Source organism: Saccharibacillus sacchari DSM 19268 (assembly GCF_000585395.1).
Classification (GTDB): Bacteria; Bacillota; Bacilli; order Paenibacillales; family Paenibacillaceae; genus Saccharibacillus; species Saccharibacillus sacchari.
The window spans coordinates 1898804-1924199 of sequence record NZ_KK073875.1 but is presented as its reverse complement, the minus strand read 5'-3'; the positions used below and the strand labels follow the sequence as shown (position 1 = coordinate 1924199).

19 protein-coding genes, 1 pseudogene and 1 riboswitch are annotated in these 25396 nt (G+C 55.7%); of the genes and pseudogenes, 14 read left to right on the top strand and 6 right to left on the bottom strand.

What is annotated here, in order from left to right; all coding sequences use genetic code 11:
* Positions 1-45: 45 nt before the first annotated feature.
* From SACSAC_RS28390 to SACSAC_RS08205, 4 genes and pseudogenes are all read left to right on the top strand, one after another.
* Positions 46-1293, top strand: a pseudogene (locus tag SACSAC_RS28390) (ATP-binding protein); the annotation flags it as partial.
* Positions 1294-2105: 812 nt separating this feature from the next.
* Entirely contained in the window at positions 2106-4298 is a 2193-nt protein-coding gene (locus SACSAC_RS08215; protein ID WP_037285237.1) for a DEAD/DEAH box helicase, read from the top strand.
* A gap of 171 nt (positions 4299-4469) precedes the next feature.
* A complete protein-coding gene (locus SACSAC_RS08210; RefSeq protein ID WP_037285235.1) occupies positions 4470-5198 on the top strand; it encodes a DUF3221 domain-containing protein in 729 nt (242 codons plus the stop codon).
* Positions 5199-5217: 19 nt separating this feature from the next.
* Positions 5218-5835 (top strand): DUF3221 domain-containing protein, encoded by a 618-nt coding sequence (locus tag SACSAC_RS08205; protein ID WP_037285233.1) that lies wholly within the window; start codon positions 5218-5220, stop codon positions 5833-5835.
* A gap of 94 nt (positions 5836-5929) precedes the next feature.
* Here the strand turns inward: SACSAC_RS08205 and SACSAC_RS08200 are convergent, their stop codons facing one another.
* Positions 5930-6454, bottom strand: coding sequence for a GrpB family protein (locus SACSAC_RS08200; protein ID WP_037285232.1), 525 nt, complete (start codon positions 6452-6454; stop codon positions 5930-5932).
* Between the two features lie 133 nt (positions 6455-6587).
* On the opposite strand from SACSAC_RS08200, the gene SACSAC_RS08195 reads away from it, so the two are divergent.
* The 3 genes from SACSAC_RS08195 to SACSAC_RS08185 all read left to right on the top strand — a co-directional run bounded on the left by SACSAC_RS08195 (position 6588) and on the right by SACSAC_RS08185 (position 10063).
* Positions 6588-7220, top strand: coding sequence for an RNA polymerase sigma factor (locus tag SACSAC_RS08195; RefSeq protein WP_051506970.1), 633 nt, complete (start codon positions 6588-6590; stop codon positions 7218-7220).
* Positions 7207-8166 carry a hypothetical protein gene (locus SACSAC_RS08190; protein WP_037285230.1) on the top strand — a complete coding sequence of 320 codons (960 nt, stop codon included), beginning with the start codon at positions 7207-7209 and terminating at the stop codon, positions 8164-8166. Before SACSAC_RS08195 ends, SACSAC_RS08190 begins: the two co-directional genes overlap by 14 nt.
* Before the next feature lie 192 nt (positions 8167-8358).
* A riboswitch (purine riboswitch) is annotated at positions 8359-8459 on the top strand.
* An 89-nt stretch (positions 8460-8548) separates the two neighbouring features.
* On the top strand, positions 8549-10063 hold the full coding sequence (locus SACSAC_RS08185; protein ID WP_051506969.1) for an NAD(P)/FAD-dependent oxidoreductase: 1515 nt from the start codon (positions 8549-8551) through the stop codon (positions 10061-10063).
* 114 nt (positions 10064-10177) lie between these two features.
* On the opposite strand, the gene SACSAC_RS27950 is transcribed toward SACSAC_RS08185, so the two are convergent.
* Positions 10178-10351 carry a hypothetical protein gene (locus tag SACSAC_RS27950; protein ID WP_156950973.1) on the bottom strand — a complete coding sequence of 58 codons (174 nt, stop codon included), beginning with the start codon at positions 10349-10351 and terminating at the stop codon, positions 10178-10180.
* A gap of 99 nt (positions 10352-10450) precedes the next feature.
* Positions 10451-12235, bottom strand: a complete 1785-nt coding sequence (locus tag SACSAC_RS08180) for an ABC transporter ATP-binding protein (protein ID WP_037285229.1) — start codon at positions 12233-12235, stop codon at positions 10451-10453.
* 179 nt (positions 12236-12414) lie between these two features.
* Between SACSAC_RS08180 and SACSAC_RS08175 the strand changes: the two genes are divergently transcribed.
* From SACSAC_RS08175 to SACSAC_RS08160, 4 genes are all read left to right on the top strand, one after another.
* Positions 12415-13857, top strand: a complete 1443-nt coding sequence (locus SACSAC_RS08175; protein ID WP_037285227.1) for an ABC transporter permease — start codon at positions 12415-12417, stop codon at positions 13855-13857.
* A gap of 21 nt (positions 13858-13878) precedes the next feature.
* On the top strand, positions 13879-15423 hold the full coding sequence (locus tag SACSAC_RS08170; protein ID WP_084777969.1) for an ABC transporter permease: 1545 nt from the start codon (positions 13879-13881) through the stop codon (positions 15421-15423).
* Between the two features lie 74 nt (positions 15424-15497).
* Positions 15498-17360 carry an ABC transporter substrate-binding protein gene (locus SACSAC_RS08165; RefSeq protein WP_037285225.1) on the top strand — a complete coding sequence of 621 codons (1863 nt, stop codon included), beginning with the start codon at positions 15498-15500 and terminating at the stop codon, positions 17358-17360.
* 162 nt (positions 17361-17522) lie between these two features.
* Positions 17523-18050, top strand: a complete 528-nt coding sequence (locus tag SACSAC_RS08160; RefSeq protein ID WP_051506968.1) for a GNAT family N-acetyltransferase — start codon at positions 17523-17525, stop codon at positions 18048-18050.
* Between the two features lie 449 nt (positions 18051-18499).
* On the opposite strand, the gene SACSAC_RS08155 is transcribed toward SACSAC_RS08160, so the two are convergent.
* Positions 18500-20203: a methyl-accepting chemotaxis protein gene (locus SACSAC_RS08155; RefSeq protein WP_037285223.1), complete on the bottom strand. Its 1704-nt coding sequence runs from the start codon at positions 20201-20203 to the stop codon at positions 18500-18502.
* A gap of 359 nt (positions 20204-20562) precedes the next feature.
* Entirely contained in the window at positions 20563-21405 is an 843-nt protein-coding gene (locus SACSAC_RS08150) for an MBL fold metallo-hydrolase (RefSeq protein WP_037285221.1), read from the bottom strand.
* A 245-nt stretch (positions 21406-21650) separates the two neighbouring features.
* Between SACSAC_RS08150 and SACSAC_RS08145 the strand changes: the two genes are divergently transcribed.
* A complete protein-coding gene (locus SACSAC_RS08145; RefSeq protein ID WP_156950972.1) occupies positions 21651-22901 on the top strand; it encodes a hypothetical protein in 1251 nt (416 codons plus the stop codon).
* 180 nt (positions 22902-23081) lie between these two features.
* Here the strand turns inward: SACSAC_RS08145 and SACSAC_RS08140 are convergent, their stop codons facing one another.
* On the bottom strand, positions 23082-23657 hold the full coding sequence (locus tag SACSAC_RS08140) for a thymidine kinase (protein ID WP_037285220.1): 576 nt from the start codon (positions 23655-23657) through the stop codon (positions 23082-23084).
* A 417-nt stretch (positions 23658-24074) separates the two neighbouring features.
* Here SACSAC_RS08140 and SACSAC_RS08135 point away from each other — a divergent pair, with 417 nt between their 5' ends.
* Positions 24075-24428 (top strand): metal-sensitive transcriptional regulator, encoded by a 354-nt coding sequence (locus SACSAC_RS08135; RefSeq protein WP_037285218.1) that lies wholly within the window; start codon positions 24075-24077, stop codon positions 24426-24428.
* A 302-nt stretch (positions 24429-24730) separates the two neighbouring features.
* Positions 24731-24931 (top strand): copper ion binding protein, encoded by a 201-nt coding sequence (locus SACSAC_RS08130; protein ID WP_037285216.1) that lies wholly within the window; start codon positions 24731-24733, stop codon positions 24929-24931.
* Positions 24932-25396: the final 465 nt, after the last annotated feature.

Sequence of the window (25396 nt, the reverse complement as noted above, 5' to 3'; positions counted from 1 at the left end):
TAGTGGTGCGGAGCTAGGCATGGCAACATTCGGAGGTGACTGAACGTGAATCAAACGAAGATCCCCAAGCGGATCTCGTCGGCGCTGGTGAACTCTTTGAGCGCAGGCGTGGTTCCGCGGATCGGGCTTGAATATATAGCGGTCGGGCGCAAGCTCGAGATCGAATCGGTATTGCGGGAGCTGGGCAACGTGGCCGAAGGCGGCGCGGCGTTCAAACTGATTACGGGCCGATACGGCAGCGGGAAAAGTTTTCTGATCCAGATTTTGCGCAATTACGCGATGGATCGCGATTTTGTGGTAGCCGACGCCGATCTGTCGCCGGAACGCCGGTTGGTCGGCACGAAAGGGCAGGGACTCGGCACGTACCGCGAGTTGATGACGCATCTGTCCACGCGCACCCGTCCCGACGGCGGCGCGCTGGAAGCGGTGCTGCAAAAATGGTTCGCGTCTTTGCAGCAGCAGGCGATGGCGGAACTGGGACTGCGGCCGGACGATGAAAAACTTCCGGTCGAGGTAGAGCGCCGCATTTTCGAAGTGACGGGCAATATGGAGCATATGGTGCACGGCTTCGACTTCGCGCGCGTGCTTGCCGCTTATTGGAACGGCTACAAAATGTCCGACGACGAGTTGAAGCAAAATGCGCTGCGCTGGCTGCGAGGCGAGTTCCCGACCAAAACGGAAGCGCGCAAAACGCTCGGCGTAGGCGTCATTATCGACGACGACAATTGGTACGATTACATGAAGCTGTGGGCGGAGTTCATGTCGAAGATCGGCTACAAAGGATTGCTGCTGTTTATCGACGAAGGCGTCAATCTGTACAAAATTACGAATACCGTCTCGCGGCAAAGCAATTATGAAAAGCTACTGACGATCTTCAACGACACCATGCAGGGCAAAGCGCAGCATCTGGGCATCTTCCTCGGCGGCACGCCGCAGTTCGTGGAAGATACGCGCAGAGGCCTGTTCAGTTACGACGCCCTACGTTCACGGCTTGTAGCGGGACGCTTCGGCGAAGGCGCTGGCATGCTGCATTACGCGGGGCCGATCTTGCGTTTGGAGATGCTGTCGCATGCCGAAATTCTCGTCCTGCTGGAAAAGCTGCGCGGTCTGCACGCGTCGCATTACGGGTATGAATCGACCCTGGACCAGCAGCAGTTGACCCGGTTCATGGAGTCCGAGCTGGGACGGATGGGCGCTGATGCGCTGCTGACTACCCGAGAGGTTGTGCGCGACTTCATGGACCTGCTCAACACGCTGCATCAGTACCCGGATCGCAGCTTCGACGAGCTGCTGCCGGACATGATGGGGCGCGCGTCGCAAAGCGGCGGAGCGTTCGACGGTCTGGGCCGCTCGGCCGTCGACGGCATCCCCGTTACGGAAGCTCCGAGCAGGGAACGAAGCGTGTCTGCACCGAGCAGCGCTCCCGCGTCGCCTTCTTCGGCTTCGAACCAAGGTTCCGGCACATCGCCATCCAACCCGAAAAAAACGGACGGCAACGAAAATCTGCGCTCCGATCCGTACGGAGTCGGCCGGGGAAGCGGCGGTTACGCTGATGACAAAACCGCAACGCCCGCTGCAAACCCGGCAAAGCCGAACGACGGCGGATCGGTGCTGCGCGAACAACGTCCGTCTGACGATTCGCTGCGCGGAGGCCGGATCAGCGAATCTGCCGCTCCCGCATCTTTCCGTCCACGCGGAAGCGGGTTTCAAAGCGGCGAGAACGTCGAGAGTTTGAGAACCGAACCCGACTTTTATGGCGGGAATTCTTATGAAGCCGCAGGCTACAGTTTCCGAGGCGCTGCGGATACGCGTTCGGCTTACGGCACTGCATCGGACGCTGCTCGTTCGGGTACGTATTATTCCGATCGGGACGATCGTTCCGGCGTGCGACAGCCTGAAGATGACGCTTCATACCTTGAGAGCCATGGCATTCCCGATGAAGCTCCGCACGAAGATGATGTCGACTTTTCCGATCCTAGATATGCGGACGACCCGTCGGAAACGCAGACTGCGAAGTCGGACTGGACAGATGCGAATGATGCGTCTACGCGAGGCTCGGACTCGAATAACGGCGAGCCCGACGATATCCTGGCGGAGCTTGACCTGTGAGCGCGGAACATCCGTTTTATCGTTTGGCGCCTTTTATCCAGGAATATATTTACCGCAGCGGCTGGGAAGAACTGCGCGAAGTGCAGGTGGAAGCGAGCCGCGTCATTTTGGATAGTAACCATCATATGCTGATTGCGTCTGGGACGGCTTCGGGCAAGACGGAAGCCGCCTTTTTCCCGGCGCTGACGCTGCTTGACCAAGAGCCTTCGCGTTCGGTCGGCATTCTGTACATCGGGCCGCTCAAAGCGCTGATCAACGACCAGTTCCAGCGGCTCGAAGGACTGATGCGCGACGCGCATATCCCGGTCTGGCACTGGCACGGCGACGTTCCGCAGTCCGAGAAAACGAAGGTCATGCGCAATCCGTCCGGGGTGCTTCAGATTACGCCGGAGTCGCTGGAAGGCCTGCTCATGAACCGTCCCAACGCGATCCCGGCGCTGTTCGGCGATCTGCGCTTTATCGTCATCGACGAAGTGCATGCGTTTATGGGCGCGGACCGCGGTTCGCAGGTGCTGAGCCAGCTCGAACGATTGTCCCGGATGGCAGGCTGCTCGCCGCGCCGGATCGGGTTGTCCGCGACGCTCGGCGACTACGATTCCGTCAAAAATTGGCTGGCCGGCGGCACGCATATCCCGGTCGAGCTGGTTTCCCCTCCGGGCGGTCGCAAGCTGCGGCTGTCGATCGAGAACTTCGCCATGCCGGACGCGCGCGACGAACGACAAACCGAAGCGTTGGAAAACGCCAAAAAGGCTTACAATAACTTTATCTATGACCATACGCATTTGAAAAAAGCTTTGGTCTTCACCAACAGCCGCACCACCGCCGAGACGACCATACTGGAAATGCGCCGCATCGCCGCCATTCGAGAGCAGCCGGACGTGTTCCACGTACATCACGGCAGCATCTCTTCGATGCTGCGCGAAGAAGCCGAAGCGGCTCTGCGGGAAGGTTACGGTCCGGCGGTTGCGGCGGCGACGCTGACGCTTGAACTCGGCATCGACCTCGGCAGCCTCGAACGGGTGATGCAGCTCGGCGCGCCGTATTCCTGCGCCAGCTTCGTGCAGCGGCTCGGACGTTCGGGACGCCGCGAAGGCGCGGTCGCGGAGATGATGTTCGTGTGCGCCGAGGAAGACGACGAAGAAGCCCAGCTTCCGGCGCGCATGCCGTGGACGCTGCTGCGGGCGATCGCGGTCTGCGAACTGTACGTGAAAGAAAAATGGATCGAGCCGCAGGTCGTGCGCAAGCTTCCGCTCGGCCTGCTGTATCACCAGACGATGAGCGTGCTGCGCAGCTTCGGCGAAGCCGATCCGGGCGAATTGGCTCGCGCCGTGCTGACTCTGCCGCCTTTTGCCAACTTTACGACCGACCAATACCGCGAACTGCTGGAGTATCTGCTGGCGACCGATCATATCGAGCAGACCGAAGACGGCATGCTGATCGTCGGCCTGATGGGCGATCGGGTGTCCGGGCATTACCGTTTCTACGCCGTGTTCCAGGACGAAGAAGAGCATGCCGTATACGACGGCTCGGAAGAGATCGGTTCGATCACGACCGTGCCGCCCGCGGGTTACTGCTTTTCGCTTGCCGGGCGGTTGTGGAAAGTCGAAGAAGTCGATAACCGCCATAAAGCCGTCTACGTGAAAAACGCGAAAGGCAAGGCGGATACGCTCTGGCTCGGCGCGGGCGGCGATATCCATACTCGGGTCGTCCGCAAAATGCGGGATATTTTGCGGGAAAGCACGCTGTATCCGTATCTCGCTCCGAACGCGGTTGCGCGCCTCGAACGCGCGCGCCGACTGTCTCGCGAGACCGGCTTGACCGAACGCCTCGTGCTGCCCGCGGGCGGCGATTCGATGTTCGTCATGCCGTGGATCGGCAGCCGGGAATACCGGACGCTGGAACGTTTGCTCAAAAACAATCTGTCGCAGCAGCTGTCGCTTCGCTCGATCGTTCCGATGGAGCCGCATTACATGGTCGTCGCCGGACGCACCGATGCGAACGAGCTGGAGCATCTGATCTTGTCCGAAAGCGAGCGCATGGAAGACCCGCTCAATTTGCTGGACGAGTTCGAAGCGCCTTACCTCGGCAAGTACGACGAGTTTACGCCGCAGAGTCTGATCCGCGCCGCGTTTGCGGCTGACGGGCTGGACTTGGAAGGACTTCGCCGGGGATTGCGGGGCGTGTTCTAGGCCGCGGCCAAGACCGTTTAACGATACCAAAAAGCCTTTTCTGCATCTGAATGATGCCGGGAAGGCTTTTTTCGTGCTTGCCGGACATGCAACTTTCAACTCTTTCGAAGCGTTAGGAGGGAAAAGGGTTTAAAAGATGCCGGGATTTTCCGAAAGAAGGAGGGACAAAAAATGCCGAACACTAAATTTGCTGATGCCAAAACGTTGACGACAAACGGTACGCAAAAAGGAAAAGCAGCAACGCTATGTTCGTGGGTACTCGTTGTCGGCCTTGTGTTAAGCGGATGCGGACAAAAGCCGGTCGATACGCAAACAGGAGCCGCCGATGCCGAAGAACCTGCAAAAACTGCGGAGCCGCTGATCGCAGACTGCAATCTCCCGCCCGATCCGAATCCAGATGATTCGGAGCCTGACGGCGCAATAGACAAAACGGAAAAACCGCAGCCGTCGGATACTCCGTCGTATCCAGGCACCATCGGTTACGTCGTGAAAAAGGAAGGTTCGAATATTCTGGTCGTTTCTCCGGAAGGGAGGAAGCTCGGTTCAGGCACGGGGGAAGGCGACTATTATGAGGCGACCTGGTTCGGCGCAGCTCCGGAAGAAATTCAGGTCGGTATGAAAGTAGAGGCTTGGGCAGTCCGCGGCCAGGTAGAAGAATCGTATCCCGGACAAGCCGGCGCGGAAAAGGTCGAGGTGCAAAACGGGGACATTCTTCACGGTGCGAACCTTTCGGAAGCGGAAGTCGTTCGAGAAGCGATCGAGCAGCTTGAACCGAGCGATTATTCGTTCTTTATCTTGCGGGCTGCGGAATATCATCCGGACGAAGATGCATGGACGGTCGAACTGTTGGACGAGCAGCGGGAACCTGTACGGATCAAGATCGAAGATCGAGCGGCGTAATGAACAGGAGGCTTATCCTATGAATAGACATTCGGTAACACGCAATAGCGGTTCGCGGATTTCGGGACTCGGCATAGCTGCGTTGACATTGCTGTTTGCAGCAGGCTGCGCGTTTGGCGAGCCCCAGCGTCAAACTGCCCCCGACGCTGATCCTCAGGCCGGTCAAAACGCTGGAGAAGAGCTGTTCCCGGTCGGCGGCGGATACGTGGTCGATATAGGAGAGCAAGGCGTGCTGGTCGTTTCGCCGGAAAAGGAAGACTACAGCGCGACCGGAGGAGACGATGCTTACTATGAAGCGACGTATTATTCCGATGTGCCCGAGGCAAACGAAGTAAAGGTCGGGATGTACGTTAATGTTTGGATGGCAAAAGGTTCGACCGTCATGACTTCTGACCCGGGACAAGCCAAAGCGGCACGGATCGAGATCGAAGACGAAGTGCGGCCGGAAGGCGCGGAACTGACGCGGTCCGAAGCCGTGCGCCGAGCGCTCAAAAAGACCAATACTGGAGAATATGCTTTTCCGGTCGTGTCAGGAGCCGACTACGATGCGCAGCAGCGTCTTTGGACCGTGAAGCTGTTGGACCATGAACGTGAGCCGGTCATGGTCGAAATCAAAGACGAACGATCCGGCATGTGAAGTCGGACGATTTTTGAAAAGGTTCCACGCATCCCGTCGCCTGCAAAGCCGACAGCCCGGACCTCGGTCCGGGCTGTTCGCGCATGCGCGCTGCTTACTCGCCGTATCTTCCGGGCACTGCCGACCACGCCAACGCACGCTTTTCCAATTCGCCGACAAATTCTTTTTTCGCCGGACTGTAGCCGTTCGTTTCCGAGAACTGCGACGCCAACCTTTCTTTCAGATCGCTGTAAGCACGTACCTCGTCCGGATTTTCCCGTAGATAATCGCGCAGGATCAGGTGACGCGCGATCTGCGGGTTGTTCGATTCGTAAAAATGGATATGGTGCGTGCGTTCCTCGCCGCCTTTGCGGAGCAGACGCCGGCCCGGAATGCCCCAATCGCCCGCGACGTCGTAGCCGAGTTCGGCCATCTGTTCGTTACGCGCATCGACTGCCTCGATATCGCGCACGATGACCATCATGTCGATGACGGGCTTGGCTTTCATGCCGGGAACGGACGTGCTGCCGAAATGCTCGAAACCTACAATCTCGGGTCCGAACACGCTGCGCAGAAACCGGGCTTCCTCCTCGAATCGCTGCGCCCAGTCGGGGGTATAATCGGATAAACGAACTTGCATGGAACACCGTCCTTTCAAAGCTAGAGGGATTCGACGCGGTTGAAAAAAGTTCCTGCCGCATCGGACCGATTGTGACATACTTTCCGCAACAGATACGTCTAATAGGAAAAGAAAGCAGAGAGGGGGAGTTGTCTTGGCTGAGCGGGAACGGGGTGGAGACGGGAAACCGTTTCTTGTACCGAAGCCGGACGAACATTCGGGTTACCGGCAGGCAGGCGAGGCTTACGAGTCGGAAGGGGAGCGCCTGATCGCCGAATGGTTCGAGCTGTACTATGAAGACATTCATCAGTATTTGTACTTTATGTTAGGGCAGAGGGGGAGCGAGGCGGAAGATATTTTGCAGGAGGTGTTCATCAAGGCGTACCGGAATCTGCACAGCTTCAAAGGGCAATCGTCGCCGAAAACGTGGATGACGGCGATCGCGCGCAATGCGGCGTTGGACGCGGTGCGCCGCAAACGGTGGGCGTTGACGGGTTTTTTGTCGCATAAGGAAGAAGAAGCGCCTGCTTCCGACCAGCCCGAACGCGCCGCGCTTACGGAAGAACGTCGGGAAAAGGTGTGGGGACTGCTGGACGCGTTGAAGCCGGAGCATCGGGAAGTGATTTTTTTCCTGTACCAAAAAGAACTGAGCGTGAAAGAGACGGCGGCTTTGCTGGATTGCAGCGAAGGAAGGGTACGAACGGTCAGCCACCGGGCGCTGCGCGTCCTGCGCAAAAACGGCGAATTTCAACAATGGATCGGGGGAGAAGCAAGTGACGGGGACTAACGGACCGACGGGAGGGAACGGACGCGAGCCGGGGAAAGGATTAGTGGATATTCCGAAGCTGAGCGCGCAGCGGAAGGAAGAAATTCGCAGCGAGATTTTGACGGGGATTCGCTCTTGGACCAAAGAACCGGAAGAAGAGCCCAAGCGAGCGAGAGTGAATAAAAGACGGCGGCGTTTATGGACAGGCGGAGGGATCGGAGCAGGTTTTGTGGCGGTTGCCGTGGCGGCGGTGCTGCTGGTGCAGAATGATACGTTTACGAACTGGGGCGCTGCGGGATCGGGTCATACGGCGGGCGTTACGGGCGAGACGGGGCGGAACCCGACGGATGCGTCACCTGGCAAGGATAGTTCTCCCTATGCGCACGAGCTGTCGATTGCCGGGATTGATACGAACGACATGCCGGAAGGAATCGCTGAGCCGCTGCTGCCGCTAACGTATGAGGAGTTCCGCAGCCGCTGGGAAGCGAACGCAAGCAGCGAACGGGTCGCGATCTCGGCAGCGGACAAAGACGGGCAAACGCTGCAAAACGCGCTGCCCCGTCTGAATGAAACTCGGCAGAACTTCGGTGAAGCTTCGTCCGGTTACGGATATACGGCCTGGAGCAGTAACGAGGACGGGAAGTTGCGGGAGCTTGTATTCCAACTGGGGGATTTGTCGGAAGGTGTCGCGGAGAATCCGGCTGACAGCGAGGTCGTTCGTTACGTGACGACTGTCCTTCAACCAGGCTTGCCGGAAACGGAGCGGGAAGCGTTGTTGGATCAGCTGCGGTTTCGGGATTTTGAAGCCAAAGGCGGTTCGCGTATTGCCGAAAGCGGAGGGTTGGTGTACACGTTGGACCGGAATGAGGACAAGCAGCGTTTGATCGTACAGTTCATGCGAGCAGAGGATCAGCCGGATGCGTTGGGGAAATGGCAGGATTCGCTTTTAGATATTGTACGGGGCTAAGAGGGTATTAAGGCGGGAAAGAAGAGGGAAACAAACAGTAAGATGCGATATTATTTATAATGTTCGGAAATGGATGTTTTTGATGTTTATTTTGAAGTCAAAAATACAAAATTGATTAAAATAACGAATAATAAACTTGACTCGATACGAATGATTGGTTATGATAAGTTTTGTTGAAACGCGAACAATATTATCATTGACCATATAATCATTCGTATATTCCTGAAGATAAGGTTCAGGAGTCTCTACCAGGGAACCGTAAAGTCCCGGCTACGGATAGGATGCTTTTCGCATACCTGCCGGGAGCCGGGCTTTTTTGCGCGTTTGGCTGCCGAAAATCCGAAGCACGGTATGCGCCCATCAGAGGAGGATACGACCGATCATGACCGATTCCATCACGCTCGAACTCAACGAACAAAACGCCGAAAAATCCAATAAATACGACTGCATCATCGTAGGCGCGGGTCCTGCGGGCATTTTCGCCAGCTACGAACTGACCCGCCAAGCGCCGGACTGGAAAGTGCTGCTGGTCGACAAAGGCCACGATATCTACAAGCGCCGCTGCCCGATCCTGGAAAACAAAGTCCAATTCTGCCCTCCGGCAGCCGGACGCAAAGAGTTCGCGGGCTGCCTGCCGGCCTGCTCGATCACGGCAGGCTTCGGCGGCGCGGGCGCGTACAGCGACGGCAAGTTCAATATTACGACAGAGTTCGGCGGCTGGATGACTGATTATCTGGCGCCTTCGCAGGTGTTGGAGCTGATCCAATACGTCGATTCGATCAACCTCGAACACGGCGCGACGGAGTCGATTACCGATCCGACGACCGACGTGATCCGCGATATCGAGCAAAATGCGTACGCGGCGGGATTGAAGCTGCTGCGCGCCGAAGTCCGTCACTTGGGCACCGAACAGAATCTGGAGATTTTGAAGTCTATCTTCGAATACTTGAAGCCTCGCGTCGAAATGAAATATAAAGCGGAAGTCGAAGACCTGATTACGGTAAAAGAAGGCGGAGAGCACACCGTTACGGGCATTCGCCTGAAAAACGGGGAAGAGTTCGAATCGCCGCGCGTCATGATCGCTCCGGGCCGCGACGGTTCGGCCTGGCTGTCGGACGTGTTCAAAAAGCGCCGCCTGAAGCTGACCAACAACCAGGTGGACGTCGGCGTGCGCGTCGAGACGTCCGATGTCGTGATGCGCCAGATCAACGAGCATCTGTACGAAGGCAAATTCGTGTTCAACACGTCGGTCGGTACTCGGGTGAGAACGTTCTGTAGTAACCCTTCAGGCCACGTCGTTGTCGAGAATCACAGCGGCGTCATGGCGGCCAACGGCCACTCGTACAAAGACCCGGCGCTCGGTTCGCGGAACACCAACTTCGCGCTGCTCGTCTCGCACAAATTCACCGAGCCGTTCGACAAGCCGAACGAATATGCCCGCGAGATCTGCGAACGCGCCAACGATCTGTCGAGCGGCGGCGTGATCGTGCAGAAGTACGGCGATATCCTGCGCGGACGCCGTTCCACGCCGGAACGTATCCGTGAAGGGTTCTTGGAGCCAACGCTGAAAGAAGCCGTGCCGGGCGACTTGGGACTGGTGCTGCCGTACAACACGATGAAAAGCCTGATCGAGATGGTCGAAGCTTTGGAAAAAGTAACGCCGGGTATCGCTTCCGAGCATACGCTGTTCTACGGCGTGGAAGCGAAATTCTACTCCGCCCGTCCGAAGCTGGACGAGACGCTGGAAACGGAAATCCGCGGCTTGTACTGCGGCGGCGACGGCGCGGGCATCACCCGCGGCCTGGCGCAAGCCGGAGCGGCCGGCGTGCATATCGCGCGCGGGATGGTGAAGAAGGCTGCGGCCGGGAAAACGGCGGTCGAGCGGACGTTGGTTTAAACGTTAACACTTCTCAAAATATTCGAAAAAGAAAACTCCTTCGTTGGATCGGTGAGCACACCGATTCGACGAAGGAGTTCTTTTTTTGGAATTCGGGTTAGCATGCACCCATTTTCAATCATGCGTGTTCGGCGATCTTTTTCGAATTTGCACAAGAACGATGATACAGCCGGCAAGCAGAAATGCCGACATCGTGGGATTAAAAGTTTGGTATATTAAACTTTGCGCGATATAGGCGATCATCATGAACAACAACAGCCCGATCATTAGAAGCTTGAACTTTCTCATTACGATTCCCCCTTCGTTACGGTGTATGCGTCTTTTTATAGAACGCCTCGTAACCAGGAGTCGTTACGAACGCCGAGGACGCGAAACGCCGAGCAAAGCTCAATCTCCCGCCAATTCTTTCGCTTGCACCGCCACCCAATGCCCCGGCGACACCTCCACCAGCTCCGAACCTTCCAGCCCGTACTTGTCCTCGCCGTGATCTTCTTCCAGCAATGTGCGTTTCTTTTTCGCTTCGATCGTCGGATCGGGAACCGGAATCGCCGCCAGCAGCGACTGGGTGTACGGATGCTGCGGGTTGTTATACAACTCTTCGCTCTCCGCCAGTTCCACGATCTTGCCCGCATACATGACCGCGACGCGGTCGCTGATATGCTTCACCATCGACAGGTCGTGCGCGATGAACAGATAAGTCAGACCCAGCTTCTGCTGAAGGTCTTCCAGCAGCGTCACGATCTGCGACTGGATCGACACGTCCAGCGCGGACAGCGGTTCGTCGCAGACGATAAACTTCGGCTCGACCGCCAGCGCCCGGGCGATGCCGATCCGCTGACGCTGGCCGCCGGAAAATTCGTGCGGGTAACGCAGCGCGAACGCCGGATCCAGACCGACCATCTCCAGCAGTTCCTCCACGCGCGCGCGGCGTTGGTTAGCGTCCTTCGTCAGTCCGTGCACGTCCATCGCTTCGCCGATAATGTCCAGCACTTTCAGTCTCGGGTTGAGCGAAGCGTACGGGTCTTGGAAAATCATCTGCATCTCGCGGCGCATCAGTTTCATTTCTTTGGCGGACAGCCGGTTGACGGCCATGCCCCGGTATAACACGTCGCCGCTGGTCGGTTCGTGCAACCGCAAAATCGCGCGGCCCGTCGTCGATTTGCCGCTGCCGGATTCGCCGACCATGCCCAGCGTTTCCCCTTCGCGGATAAAGAAGCTGATATCGTTGACGGCTTTGAGGGTGCGTCCTTTGCCCAGGTTGAAATGCTGCTGGAGCGAGCGGACTTCGAGCAGCGGGCGGGGAGCAGGCGTGTCTTCGGTCGAAACAATCGTCGAAGTGTCGGTCGTCCCAACGATGCGTCCCGGCTTACGCTTTTTCGGTTCGTCCAGACGCGGGAGCGCGTTCAGCAGCTTTTTCGTGTACGGATGCTGCGGATTGGCGAAAATATCCGCTGTCCGGCCTTCCTCGACGATCTCGCCGCTTTTCATGACGACGACGCGATCGCACATTCCGGCCACGACGCCGAGATCATGCGTGATAAGCACAATCGCCGTGCCGAGTTTTTCCTGCATCTGCTTCATCACGTTCAGGATCTGCGCCTGAATCGTCACGTCGAGCGCGGTCGTCGGCTCGTCGGCGATCAGCAGCGACGGGCGGCAAGCGAGCGCGATCGCGATCATCGCGCGTTGGCGCATCCCGCCGGAAAATTCGTGCGGATATTGATTGAAGCGCGTTTCCGGATCGCGGATGCCGACCAATTTGAGCATTTCGACGGCTTCCGTTTTCGCTTCGCGTTTGGATATTTTGCGGTGCTTGCGCAGCGTCTCGGCGATCTGCTCGCCGATGCGCAGCGTCGGATTCAGCGAAGTCATCGGATCTTGGAAAATCATTCCGATATCCCGACCCCGAATTGCTTCCATTTCTTTTCTGCTTTTTTGCGCCAGATTTTGCCCGAGGAACATGACTTCTCCGCTTTTGACGCGGGAAGAAGCTTCCGGCAGCAACCGCATGATCGCGCGAGCCGTCACGCTTTTGCCACTTCCCGATTCGCCGACGATGCCGAGCGTTTCCCCTTTGTTCAATTCAAAGCTGACGCCGCGAACCGCTTCCGTTTCGGTCTCGCGCGCCACGAACGATACGCGTAAATTGCTGACTTGCAACAGTTTTTCCATCCCCGTCGGCCCCCGTTATCTCATCCATTATATTCCATCTCCAAAAATGTTTTCGGTACGTCTTGACTTTATAGGAGGTTGCCCCCTAAAATACGACATATAAATACGAGTATATTAATCGGAATTAAATCGCTATGAACGAATTATACATTTGCAACGTTTTAGGAGGCAAGTTTTTTATGGAGGCGGCTGAAAAAAAACAACGCTCGTCCTGGCATACGCCGATTGGACGTTTATATCGTAAAATGTTGGGCATTCCCGGCTACCGCTTCTGGTTATTGCTGCTCGGAGCCCCAGTCAATCTGATTGTGCTTGCTGTATGGCTTGCTCGTCGCGGCAGCGGGGGATACGCGCAATTGCGCGCTACGGTCCTTCAGGAACTGAAAGCATCCGGCGTTGAAAAGGAACTGCGAACGGAATTTGCCCGGCAACTGGCGGATAAACAGCGATTTTTCAAACAGCAGCCGAGCGAGGCGGAGACCAAGCGCGAGGTTGACCAGCGAGTGGAGGAACGGCTTCGGGCCAAGGCGGACGAGATCACGGCTGAACGTGCGCGCGGCGGAAACATCCCGAGAAACGACTACGCGGCGACGTTCGAATCGCTGATCGCCAATCCGGTCTTTGCGGCTATTGCCTTCGTGATCGGTCTTCCGATGGTCGTTCTGATGCTGCTGTATAGCAATGCCTATTCGAAGTACATATTCGAACGATTGCTGATGACTCTATTCGTGGTGGTCGGCGTCTCGGCACTGGTGTTCACGATTTTGAACCTTTCGCCCATGAACCCGGCGGCGAACATCCTCGGGGAGACGGCCACCGCGGAACAGATTGATCGGTTCAACCAAATCTACGGTCTGGATCGTCCTTACCTCGTTCAGCTTTGGGACAATATTCGCGGCGTGATGACGTTGGATCTGGGCAAATCATTCGCGGGTAACGAAGATGTCGCGTCCACCATTATGCGAAAATTCCCGGTGACGTTGATGCTGGCATCCTTCTCGCTGGTGCTGGCCTTGCTGGTTGCCTTGCCGATCGGCATCCTGTCGGCGGCGCGTCGCAACTCCTGGCTCGATTACAGCTTCATGTTCATCGCGCTGATCGGTTTGTCCATCCCGAACTTCTGGCAAGGTCTGGTGTTCATCCTCGGCTTCTCGATTAAGTTGGGTTGGCTGCCCGCCACGTACACGCCGGGGAATGTGTTGTCGTTCATCATGCCGGTAATCGTGCTCGGCACGGGACTGACGGCGGCGGTAGCGCGGATGACCCGCTCTTCGACACTGGAAGTCATGAACGAAGATTACATCCTGACGGCCAAAGCCAAAGGGCTTGGACGCCGCACCGTATTAATGAAGCATACGGTTCGCAACGCGCTGATTCCGATCGTTACCGTGGTAGGCCTTCAGTTCGGCGCGATGCTGGGTGGAGCGGCGATCACGGAGAAAGTCTTCAATATTAGCGGTCTCGGCAGCTATATCGTCGATAAGCAGTTCGTTCCGGATATTCCGGCCGTGATGGGCGGCGTCGTCTACACGGCGATCGCGATCTCGCTCGTCAATGTGATCATTGACGTGCTGTACGCATTTATCGATCCGAGAATTCGTACCAAGATGAAGCAATATTAGAGAAAAAGGGGGACATGCGAAATGTCCGAGTTATCGGTTACCGAACCTTCGGCCGCAGGTTCTTCCCCGTCGGGGCTGGATGCCGGCCTCGGCGGAGGCACGCGCTCTTCGTCGGAATACGCGCAATCTGGCTTCGCCTGGATCGCTTCGCTGCTGCTGACGCTGGTCCTGCTGGCGAATTCGTTCGACTACGGCACGGGCGCGATCAAATCCGGCGTGCTGACGGTCGCGGCGGCCTACGCATTTTTTACATTAGTACAGATCGTGATCTCCTTATTGATTCGGCATGATCTGGCCACGATCGGTTACATTCGCGGCCGGACAAGAACGCTTGGCTGGGTGCAATTGCTCAGCTTGGCGACGGGGAACGTATTCGCGACGGCAGCGGCCTTCCAACTTGTGAAGAAGGTCAAGACGCCGGAATACGTATTCGCCGGATATATGGTCATGACGCAGATCGGTGTCATTGGAATTTCGGCGCTCAACCTGTTCAAGCCTTATGTGGCCGACACATTCCCGCTGGGCATGCTGGTGCTGATGATCGTGGCGGGCTTCCAGTTCGTCTCGCTACTCCTGATTGCCATTTTCGTGAAAAGGGGTCATGTCCCGCCGAAAATGATGTGGCTGGCCTTCGCGCTGATCTTGACCACGGCAACCGGCAATCTGTTCGCCCTGCTGCTGGGCATCGTACTGCTGGCGAAGATTCGCAGCCAGAAATCGCCGGCTTCGCCAAGATGGGAAGACGCGATTGATCGGTTGTCGAGAGGTACCACGTCGATGCTGGGGATGTTCTTCATCTTCTTCCTGTTCTCCTTATCCGTCTGTAGCCTGTTCACCTTCGACTACAGCATGGCGGTAGAAAACAACTATGGCGCGATTCTTCAGACGCCGAGTCTGGCTTATCCGCTCGGTACCGACAATTTCGGTCGCGACTTGTTCTCGCGCATCGTGTTCGGTGCCCGGATCTCGCTGATCGTCGGCGCCGTATCCACGATTATTCCTTTTGTGGTCGGCGGCATTCTGGGCGCAGTGTCCGGTTATTACGGGCGGCGCACGGATAACATCATTATGCGGGCGCTCGATATTCTGTATTCGATTCCCGGCATTCTGCTGGCGATCGCGATCATCGCGGCGTTCGGCGCGAGCACGGTCAACCTGATTCTCGCGCTGAGCGTCGGGGCGATCCCGACTTACGCCCGGACGATGAGAGCCAACGTCCTGATGGTATCCACGTACGAATTCGTCGATGCGGCAAGAGCGTTCGGCTCCGGCAACCTGTCGATCATTTTCAAGCATATCGTGCCGAACTCGATGGCTCCGATGATCGTCAAGGCGACCTTGACCATCGGCACGGCCGTGATCTCGACAAGCAGTCTCAGTTACCTGGGACTCGGCGTCGAGCCGCATATTCCGGAATGGGGCAACATTCTGAAGCTTGGCAGCGCGTATCTGGAAACAAACTCTTATCTGGCCGTTTATCCGGGTCTGGCGATCATCGCCCTGGTTCTATCGTTCAACTTTTTGGGCGACGGACTGCGGGATGCGCTCGATCCGAAGCTGGATTAAGAATTCGCGCCGCATGCGTCTGAAAGGCTTTGGACCAAATATATAGCGTTACACATATAAAGGGGGAGAAAAACATGCGTCAATCTTACAAGTTCACCAAAACGCTGACCGTCCTGCTGCTGTCCTTATTGCTGGTACTGGCAGGCTGCTCGTCGGTAACGACGAAGTCGGATACGGCTGCTCCGGCGGCAACGACGACCGAGACGGAAGGCGAGACAACGGCGGAACCGACAACAACCGGCACTCCGGTGGATATCGAGCTGCTGGCGATGACGTCGCAAGAATCCGACGTTAACATCATCCGCGACCAACTGACGAAAAACGGCTTCAACGTGAAGTTGAACCTGCAACCGGACTACGGCAGCTTCAAGTCGCAGCAAGATGCGGGCAACTACGATATTGCCCTGTCCAGCTGGACGACCGTAACGGGCAACCCGGACTACGCGGTACGTTCCCTGTTCAAGACAGGCGGCGACTACAGCATTCTGGCCGATTCCGAAATCGATTCGCTGATCGACAAAGCGGCTATGGAATCCCCGGAAGACTATGTGGCGACCTACAAAGAACTGGAGCAAAAGCTCGTGTTCGACAACGCCTACATCGCGCCGCTGTACATCTCGCTGAAAAGCCAGGCGATCAACAAAGAGATTCTGAATCCGGAATCCGTTCGCTTGTCCAAATCCCGCGCTCTGGCTTGGGAAGACATCTCGTTCAACGACACGGCTAAAAATGCAACCGATCCGCTCCTGATCACGCAGGCGATGTCCACGCTGACTTCGCTTGACCCGATCAAAGGCAACGACGGTTCGATCAATACGATCAACACCAACATGTACGTGCGTCTGATCAACCTGACGGACGACGATAAAATTACGTCCGACGGTTCGCTGTCCCGCAACTTCAGCATCGCCGACGGCAACTCCGATTACTACTTCATCCTGCGCGACGACATCAACTTCGCTAAAGTCGAAGGCGACAAAGCTGTGGATACGGGCGAACGCGTAGGCGCGGACGACGTTATCTTCTCGCTCGACCGCGCGAAAAACAAAGATTCGGTACCGGATCACCGCACCTACTCGCTGCATGAACACATTGGCACCGTCGAAGCGGTAAAGGATCTGGCTTCGCTGGATTCCGCGCAAGCGGCAAGCGGCGGAACGATTCGCGAAGCGCTGGAAGCCGGCTTGGAAGCTCCGATCTCGGAACTTGTCGAAGACAAAACGCAAGCCGACAATGCAGCCGGTAAATACCAAGTCGTGAAATTGACGACGACCGAGCCTTTCCCGCAAGTCCTGAACTACCTGGGTCACCAATCGGCGGGCATCGTGTCGAAGAAACAAGTCGAAAACATCAACACGTACGACGTAGCCAAATTCGACGTGACGAAAGACATTCCTTACGGCGACCAGAACACGGTAACGGAAGGCGCGGCTTACGACAACACGCTGTACGCCAGCGGTCCTTACATCCTGACGAAGAAAAACGACTACGACGCGAAGTTCGTCAAGAACCCTGCTTACATGCCGGGCACGGAAAACGAACCGAACATCTCCAGCATCGACGTACGATTCATCGCCGATGCGGATAGCGCTCTGGCGGCTCTGCGCAGCGGAGAAATCTACTCCTACTACGGCGTACCGGAAACGAAATTCTCCGTCGTCGAAGGTGATTCCAAGCTGCAGCTGCAAACGCTGGAAAGCAACGGCGTAACGTACCTGCTGTTCAACACGGCGGAAAATCGTCCGGTCGGCACAAGCGCGGATTTGCGTAAAGCGGTTCTGTACTCGATCAACCAAGACGAAATCCTGCAATTCTACGAAGGCAACAAGATCAAAGCCGCTTCGACGGTTAGCCCGCTTGTTGACACAGGCAACGTACTGACTGCGGACCCTGCGAAAGTGAAAGAATTCCTGGCTGCTTACGAAGCTTCGAAATAAGCAGAAATTTCAGCAAACGACCTGCCTGATCACGGACGATGCTTTTCTCGGAAGAGGAAAGCGTCGTCCGTTTTCGTATGGAAACAAGAGTTATTCCCGGATCGTATCTTGTCAGAATGAGCGAGTCGGTTCATAATCGATATGAAAAAAGGAGGAATGAACATGAAAATTTCCATGGAGACGGAACGCCTGATTTTGCGCGATGCCGTTCCAAGTGACTGGGAGGCCGTTCACGCCTATTCCTCCGATCCGGTCGTGGTTCGCTATTCCATGTGGGGTCCGAACACGGAGGAGGAAACGAAGGAATTCGTCGAGCAGATGATCGAGATGAGCCGCGAGATTCCGCGCAGAAGTTACGAATTGGTCGTGACGCTAAAAGAAACCGGAGAGCTGATCGGCGGCTGCGGCATTCATAAGGCGGGCTTTAACGCGGAAATCGGCTATGCGTTCAATCCTCGTTTTTGGGGAAAAGGCTATGCGACGGAGTCGGCTTTCGCTATGCTGCGCATGGGCTTCGGCGAGCTGGACATTCACCGGATATCGGCCACCTGCCGCCCCGAGAACGAAGCTTCGTCGAATGTGATGAAACGGCTCGGCATGAAGCGGGAAGGTCGGCTGCGGGAGCATATGTATTTCAAAGGAGAATTCCACGACTCCGAACTCTATTCGATTCTGAGACAGGAGTTCTGATGCCGTGGGTGCGGCATTGAGGGAAGTCCTGTTCGCTGTAAAGTGCCTTGGGGGCGGCGGGAAGATTTCGTTTCGGTCGCTGTCTCAATCGGGAAGCAGGATAGATGCAATGGAGGAAGCTTCCCGATTTCAAAGGCGAGCGTGACTGACTATTCCAGGGTGAAATTGCGATGAAGATCTGTCACTCCTGCACCAAACCTTCCCTCTGCCATCGGCTGTTTACAATCGAAACCAAACTTCCTCCACCGCACAAAACCCCGGCATATAATCTGCCGGGGTTTTTGGTGTATGGTAAACGGCCGCGGGAAAGGGAAGGAACTCTTTCCCGCAGGCGGTGGCGTTCCGCCCGCGGCCGAGAAACATGCTTAAAGTTTGAGGTTCGGGCTTCGGCCGGTTGTCCGACAAAGGTGCGATTCCGCCGGAGTTTCGCGGAGCCGACCCATGTCTGCTTACAGCTTGAACTTCGTCATTTCTTGCTGAAGGTCTTCGGCGAGTTGGGAGAGGTAACGGGCGGAGCCGTTCACTTCTTCCATCGTGGACAGTTGTTCCTCGCTCGCGGCGCTGACTTCTTGAAGACCCGCTGCGCCTTGTTCGGTGACGCGGCCGATGCTTTGCATCGCGCGGCCGATTTCGACGGATTGGCCGGAAGCGGAAGCGATGGAGCGGGAGATTTCGCCGATTCGGCCGGAGACGTCCGCGACCGAGCGTTGGATCGAAGAGAAGGACTCGGAGACGCGTCCGGCGCCTTCGACGCCTTGCTTCACGCGACCTGCAGCTTCGTTCATGGAAACGACGGCTTTGCGGCTTTCGTCTTGCACGGAACGAACCGTTTCCGTGATTTGCGAAGCCGATTCGGCAGCCGACTCGGCCAGCTTGCGGATTTCTTGGGCCACGACGTCGAAACCTCTTCCCGCTTCACCGGCACGCGCGGCTTCGATCGAAGCGTTCAGCGCCAGCAGATTCGTTTGTTTGGCGACTTGCTGGATCGCGGAGACGAGCATATCGATATCTTCGATGCGGCGTTCCAGAGAGGTAATGACGGCCCCGGTATGTCCGACGCTTGTGTCGATATCCCGGATTTGTTGCAGCACGTCGTTGACTTCGCTCAAGCCGGCATTGGCAGAGTGCTCTGTCCGTGCAGCCAGTTCGGCAATCGATTCGCTCCCTCCGCGGATGCTGGTCATATTGTCGGCGAGTTGATCGGCCGAGTGCGCGACGCTGGATACCGTTTGAGTTTGCGTTTCGAAGCCGTCAGCCAGAACGCTGGAAGAAGAAGCGATATGACCGGAAGCGACGGCTGTCTGTTCGGCGCTTGCCGTGAGCTGCTCGGAAGACGCGGACAAGGTCATGGCGCTCTCGTCTACTTTTTGAATGATGCCGCGAAGTCCCGCGATCATGCCGTTGAAGGAATCCGACAGCTGCCCGATCTCGTCGCGGGATTGATAGTCGGCTCGGACCGTGAGATCGCCGTTTGCCGCATTTTGCATCAGCTGCTGGATATTGCGAAGCGGAGTGGAGACCGCGCGGGCAATCAGATAACCGACGACCAGGGAAAGCACGATGCCGCCTGCAAGCAAGGAGAGGATCAGGAGCAGGGAACCGTTTTTGAGAGCGACGGTTTGTTCGCTGCTGTTTTGGGCTTCGTTGGCTTGCAGCGTAGTGATGCCTTGCAACAGTTGATTCGTTTCTTCGCGAAGCGATTGAACTTTGTCGGTGAACACCGCGTAAGCCTGAACATTGTCGTTTTTCTCGGCCAAAGCGACCACTTCTTCGAGAGCCGAGCGATAGTTCGGAACGACCGTGCGGAACGTGTCATATTGCGTCTTCATTTCCGCAGACATACGCAGTTGTTCCAACTGCGCATAGAAAGCATTGTTGGCTTCCTCGTTCTTGGCCAAGGCGTCTTTGAGCATGGTCAGTTGGTTTTCGTCCGTCGAGACGATCATTTCAAGGACAATCGACTGCATCGATAGATTGTTGGCCCGTACTTCGTCGAGAATGGCCATCGCTTTGACGTTCTCGTTATACATGCGTTCGGAAGCGTCGGATACTTTCTTGGTTGCGTCGTAGCCGCTATAACCGACGGCAGCAAGCAGGAGAGCAGAAACAAAGGTGAGGATCAAAATTTTCCAACGGACATTCAAATTTTTCATGGTGTGGGCCTCCCGTGCTTCTCGACAGAGAGCGGAAAAATCCGTCCCTGTATCAAAGGTCTTATTTTGTCGAATAAACTCTGTTAATAAGTATATCGGTCGTTTAAAAAGAGTTTTTAATGCTTTTTTTGAATTTATTGGATTTTATTTTGTCGAAAGAAAGAGTTTTATTGTTTATTGTTCGATTTAATTCGACAAAAACATGCGAAAAAGACCAGAAGTTAAGAATTTGTCGATTCTTAACTCCCAGTCTATGAAAGGCAAGTGAGTAGGGAATGAGGCAAAGCTGAAAATTCGATAAAAGATAACGGACTGCCTGCTTAAAGAACGATTCGAGCAGTTGCAGGCAAGATACGGGTTCAGGACGGCGGGTCGATATGCGCCGAATCCACGTAACGGCCTGCCGCGGGAACCGCTACTGTATCGAAATTGCTGCTTAGCTGCTCGAGTCCTTCCGAAAGCTCGGCTCCCGCCATCGGCTCGCCGTGGCCGGTGATGGCCGAAGCGGGCCGTAAAGCGGCCAATCGGGCGACCGAGGTACGCGCTGCTTCCCAATTCGGCGTGAAGTAGGTGGGCGGTCCGTGAATCTCTCGGCGCTGAGTGAGTACCGCGAGTGCGGACTCCTGCTTCACCGTGATAAAAGCATCCCCGGCCACCAGCGTACCGTCCGAGCTGCGAAACAGCGAGATATGCCCTTCCGAATGGCCCGGGGTATGCAGCCAGCGCCATTCGGGAAGGAAGGGAACGCTCCCATCCGCAGGCAGCGGCTGAACGCGCTCTCCGAGATCGATGCCTTTGTTCGGGTAAAACGGAGCCGACGCCGCCATCAGCCCTCCGCCGACGGTGGGATCGCCGGGCGGATAATCCGCTTTTCCCGTCAGGAACGGAAGTTCTTGTTCGTGAGCATATAAAGGGACGTCAGGGAACAGATCCAGCAGATCATCAAGCGAACCGGTATGGTCGAAGTGTCCGTGGGTAAGCAGGATCGCCTCGGGTCGTTCCCGCCCGAAGCGTTCGCGAGCCGCCTTTACGATCTTGGACGCGGAACCGGGCATTCCGGTATCGACGAGTACCCATTCGCCTCCCGGCCTGCCGATCATGACGACATTGACGATTTTGGTGCGCAGATAAGTGACGTCTTCGGGCAACCGGTCTTCGGGACGGCTTGCATTCGGCGCGCCGGAGTTGGGGTATCCTTGCATGAACGTTGCACCTCCACATGGATGAGTTGCCCTGTTTTACCCGTAACGGGGAGGGCTGACACAGCAGCATAGCGGTCAATTCCCACAATTTCGCGGCAACGAACGTGAAGTTGAGCGGCCGATGGCGGCATGCTATGATGAGCGCAAATCAACCGAATTCGAACGCTGCCGGGATTCGCGGCATCGCCGTCGATTCGAATGCCGCGATAAAGCGCGGTTCGACAGAAGCAGGGAGGAAGCGAACGATGCGAAAACAGGAGGAGCGACGAAAGGTTTTATCCGACCGGGCATTCATGATCTGGATCGTGCTGCTAGGCGTCGCTGCCGCGGGAATCCGCTTCATTGTCGCTTTACCGCACGGAGGCTTCATGAGCGACCAGCAGCTTTTCGTCGACTGGATGGAGCAGGTGCGGCAGCGCGGATTGGCAAGCGTATATATCGAAGGAAGCAACATCAACTATCCGCCGATTTTCCTGCTGCTGATGGATCTTTATCGCGAAGCGGTCGGATGGTTCGGGATCGTGCCGACGGCGGGGGAACTTTCTTTTAAAGGCGTGCTGATCATGCTTGATCTGATTCTGCTCGCCGCCGCTCTGCCTTTGACCCGCTCCCTGGGACGCACGCGCAGCCGATTATTCGTACTGGCGCTGCTGGCTTTGAATCCGGCCTTGATCTTCGGCAGCGCGTCTTGGGGGCAGGTCGATATGCTGCACGGCATGCTGATGGCCGCGACGCTGCTGGTGCTGCCGAATCTCCCTTTGCTTGCGGGCGTATTGTTTGCGCTGGCGCTGCTGAGCAAGTTTCAGGCCGTGACGCTGCTGGCCGTGCTGGGCATTTATTTCCTGCGACGCTTGGCCGATCGGCAAGGCGTTCGTTCGCTGGCGCTGTTCGCAGCAGGTTTTGCAGGCATCGCGGGCGCAACAACGGTATTTTTCGCGATGTCAGGCGGTCTTCGGGCGATGGTAAAAGGAGCTTATCTCAGCGCCGTCGGCATGTATCCGCAGGTGACGATGAACGCGATGAACATCTGGTATTACTTCATCGGCACGTCGCCGACCACGCCGGATACGACACGTGTTCTCGGCTTTCTTACGCTGCGCTCGGCCGGTTTTCTGCTGCTTGCGCTGTTCGTCGCGTTCACGGCTGTTTATTTATGGAAAAGTCGTCTGAATGCTCCGTCGCTGCTCAAAAGCGCCGCACTCGTCAATTTCGCCTTTTTCATGCTGCCGACCGAGATTCACGAACGTTATAGCGTTCCTGCACTGGTCCTGTCGATCTTCGTCTGTCTTTATGATCGCAAATGGAGAGTTCCGGCGATCTTGCTTAGCCTGAGCGTAACCGCCAATCTGTGGATGGTGCAGGCGGGAGCAATCGGAACATATACGGGATTGGCGGTCGTTTATGCGAATGTGGGGCTGCTGTTATGGATGGTCGGTTCGTTGTATCGGGAGCTTCGGCAGAATCGCGTGACAGACGTACAGCCGACGACTCAATAAGCTCCGGACACGGAAAAGCTGGAACCGCGGGGATCGATTGATCTGTGCCTTATATGTCTTGGAAAAAAAGAAAGAGGTACGGGTAGGGGGTATCGGGCAAAAAGTTCATTTTACGGCAAAAGGCCAGCATTCTCTTCGGAAGAAGAACGCTGGCCTATCTATTTTTCGGGATGGATCGGCTTAAAGCGGCGGGTTGGCGTGGCATTTGCGGCAAACGGGGAAGTAACGGTCGTTGCCGCCGATCTGGATCTGTTCGCCGTCGTAAAGCGGTTTGCGGTTCTCGTCGACGCGCAGCGCCATCGTGGCTTTGCGCTCGCAGAACCAGCAAATCGTTTTCATTTCCTCGATTTTGTCCGCATATAAAAGCATGTACTGGCTGCCTTCGAACAATTCGTTGCGGAAGTCGTTTTTGAGACCGAAGCCCATGACCGGGATGTTCAGCTCGTCCACGATTTGCGTCATTTGCAGCACTTGCTCCTTGGTGACAAATTGCACTTCGTCGAACAGCACGCAGCTGATCTTTTGGCCTTGATAGTTTTTCACTTCGTTGTACAGGTTCGTGTTCGCGTACACCGGAATCGCTTCGCGCTTCATCCCGATTCGGGAAGAGACATGGCCGACCTCGTCGCGATCGTCGATGCCGGAGGTGAAGATCAGCACGTTTTTGTTTTGTTCCTCGTAGTTATGGGCGACCTTCAGGATCTCGATCGATTTCCCGCTGTTCATTGCCCCGTATTTGAAAAAAAGTTGCGCCATTATCGTATTCGCTCCTTAGCTGTGAAGTCCGACCTTCATTGTAGCAGGAAAAAAGAGGGGGACAAAGAGAAATTGGCGAGGGAGGCGCTGCGGGAGAAATTCGTTCAGAACGCTGTCTCGCGCAGAAAGCCTACGGCTTTCCGCGCTCAAAGGCCAACACTTCAGCCGGTGTTACCGGAGGCTTTCCATGAAAGCCTCTGTCTCACTGAATTTCTCCCTCCGCTAGGTCGTCCCTCGCAAGATTTCTTTTTGAGGGGGAGTAGGTAAGGGAAAGAAGATTAAAAATTTCATATTCTGATCACAATTATGTGCTGTAGCCAAAGAAATATCTAAAAGCTCTTTACATACCCTATGGGGGTATATTAGAATGGTGGCAGATATAAGGTGGACTCATACATCCAAGAAGGGAGTGGACCTATGACGATTCAGAAGAAGGTGGAGCCGGTTTCGGAAGGCGAGCACTGTCATACGCCTGGAGAAGATGGTAAGCTGCCGCGTAAAAGTCATCATTCCGAAGCGACGAAAAGCAATCTCGTTTCCCGGCTGAACCGCGTCGAAGGCCAAATCCGCGGCATCAAAGGCATGATCGAAAAGGATACGTATTGCGACGACGTTCTCAACCAGATCGCCGCCGCCCAATCCGCCCTCAACAGCGTCGGTCGCCTTTTGCTCGAAGGCCATATGAAAAGCTGCGTAGTCGAACGGATCGAGGCAGGAGAGACTGAAGTGATTGACGAATTGTTGATTACGGTGAATAAATTATTGAAGTGAAAATGTTTATAATCATCAATTAGCGACTTTGACGAAGGCTTTTGTTGCAAGACGGTTTAGCTTGTAACAAAAGGTATCCAAGGAGCGATTCCGATAAGGATTATAAACATTCTAAAATATTCGTAACCTTCCACTTAGCGACTTTGATCAAAGCTTTTGTTGCAAGACGGTTCAACTTGCAACAAAAGGTATCTGAGGAGCGATTTCAATCAGGGTTACGAAGATTTAAAATGTTCGCAATTTTTCATCAGCAACTTTAGATGAAAGCTTTTAAAATCCCATTCCCCAAGGAGGAACCATCCATGCAAACTACAACCCTTAACGTCGAAGGCATGTCCTGCAACCACTGCGTCAAAGCCGTCGAAGGCGCGGTAAAAGAAGCCGGAGCGCAAGGCACGGTCGATCTCGGCGCGAAAACCGTAGACGTCTCCTACGATGAAGCTACGGTCAGCCTCGACGCGGTCAAAGCGGCAATCGAAGACCAAGGCTACGACATCGTTTAATCCGTGCCGCATCAAGTCCGTCGAGCCAATCCCAGCACTTTGTCAACTCGTCGGACTTTTCTGTTTGCCGGCAGCTTTTTTCGATTCAACAAACTGCCGTTCCGGCGTCCGAATTTTAAAGGATCGCATGTCCGTTAAACGCCTGATTTGCATCAGCTTTCAAACGTAACGGATCGTAGAAACGCTTAGACGTCCAAATAAGGCTCAAATCCAACAAAAAGGAACGATTTTCTCGGCTAAGCGTCGCCTCGTTCCGTTAGAATTTGCAAACAGCCGATTTTTGCTTTTAAGCGTTATATCGATCCGTTAAAAGTAAAATCCTGCGACATCGCGGATCGGCATCCAATCAAGGCGAGCAGCGGGAGTAATCCCGGCCGGCACCTTCCGAACGCTTTTCAAGATTGCTCAAGGCCGAAATCGGCCTTTTCTCAGCTGTGAAACATACCCCTATGGGGTATATTATAA

Bases quoted from the DNA above. Each gene is read 5' to 3' on its own strand.
- SACSAC_RS08135 (WP_037285218.1), top strand. From the start codon at position 24,075: ATGACGATTCAGAAGAAGGTGGAGCCGGTTTCGGAAGGCGAGCACTGT.
- SACSAC_RS08175 (WP_037285227.1), top strand. From the start codon at position 12,415: ATGGAGGCGGCTGAAAAAAAACAACGCTCGTCCTGGCATACGCCGATT.
- SACSAC_RS08150 (WP_037285221.1), bottom strand. From the start codon at position 21,405: ATGCAAGGATACCCCAACTCCGGCGCGCCGAATGCAAGCCGTCCCGAA.
- SACSAC_RS08155 (WP_037285223.1), bottom strand. From the start codon at position 20,203: ATGAAAAATTTGAATGTCCGTTGGAAAATTTTGATCCTCACCTTTGTT.
- SACSAC_RS08170 (WP_084777969.1), top strand. From the start codon at position 13,879: ATGTCCGAGTTATCGGTTACCGAACCTTCGGCCGCAGGTTCTTCCCCG.
- SACSAC_RS08200 (WP_037285232.1), bottom strand. From the start codon at position 6,454: ATGCAAGTTCGTTTATCCGATTATACCCCCGACTGGGCGCAGCGATTC.
- SACSAC_RS08160 (WP_051506968.1), top strand. From the start codon at position 17,523: ATGAAAATTTCCATGGAGACGGAACGCCTGATTTTGCGCGATGCCGTT.
- SACSAC_RS08210 (WP_037285235.1), top strand. From the start codon at position 4,470: ATGCCGAACACTAAATTTGCTGATGCCAAAACGTTGACGACAAACGGT.
- SACSAC_RS08140 (WP_037285220.1), bottom strand. From the start codon at position 23,657: ATGGCGCAACTTTTTTTCAAATACGGGGCAATGAACAGCGGGAAATCG.
- SACSAC_RS27950 (WP_156950973.1), bottom strand. From the start codon at position 10,351: ATGAGAAAGTTCAAGCTTCTAATGATCGGGCTGTTGTTGTTCATGATG.
- SACSAC_RS08165 (WP_037285225.1), top strand. From the start codon at position 15,498: ATGCGTCAATCTTACAAGTTCACCAAAACGCTGACCGTCCTGCTGCTG.
- SACSAC_RS08145 (WP_156950972.1), top strand. From the start codon at position 21,651: ATGCGAAAACAGGAGGAGCGACGAAAGGTTTTATCCGACCGGGCATTC.
- SACSAC_RS08130 (WP_037285216.1), top strand. From the start codon at position 24,731: ATGCAAACTACAACCCTTAACGTCGAAGGCATGTCCTGCAACCACTGC.
- SACSAC_RS08180 (WP_037285229.1), bottom strand. From the start codon at position 12,235: ATGGAAAAACTGTTGCAAGTCAGCAATTTACGCGTATCGTTCGTGGCG.
- SACSAC_RS08205 (WP_037285233.1), top strand. From the start codon at position 5,218: ATGAATAGACATTCGGTAACACGCAATAGCGGTTCGCGGATTTCGGGA.
- SACSAC_RS08185 (WP_051506969.1), top strand. From the start codon at position 8,549: ATGACCGATTCCATCACGCTCGAACTCAACGAACAAAACGCCGAAAAA.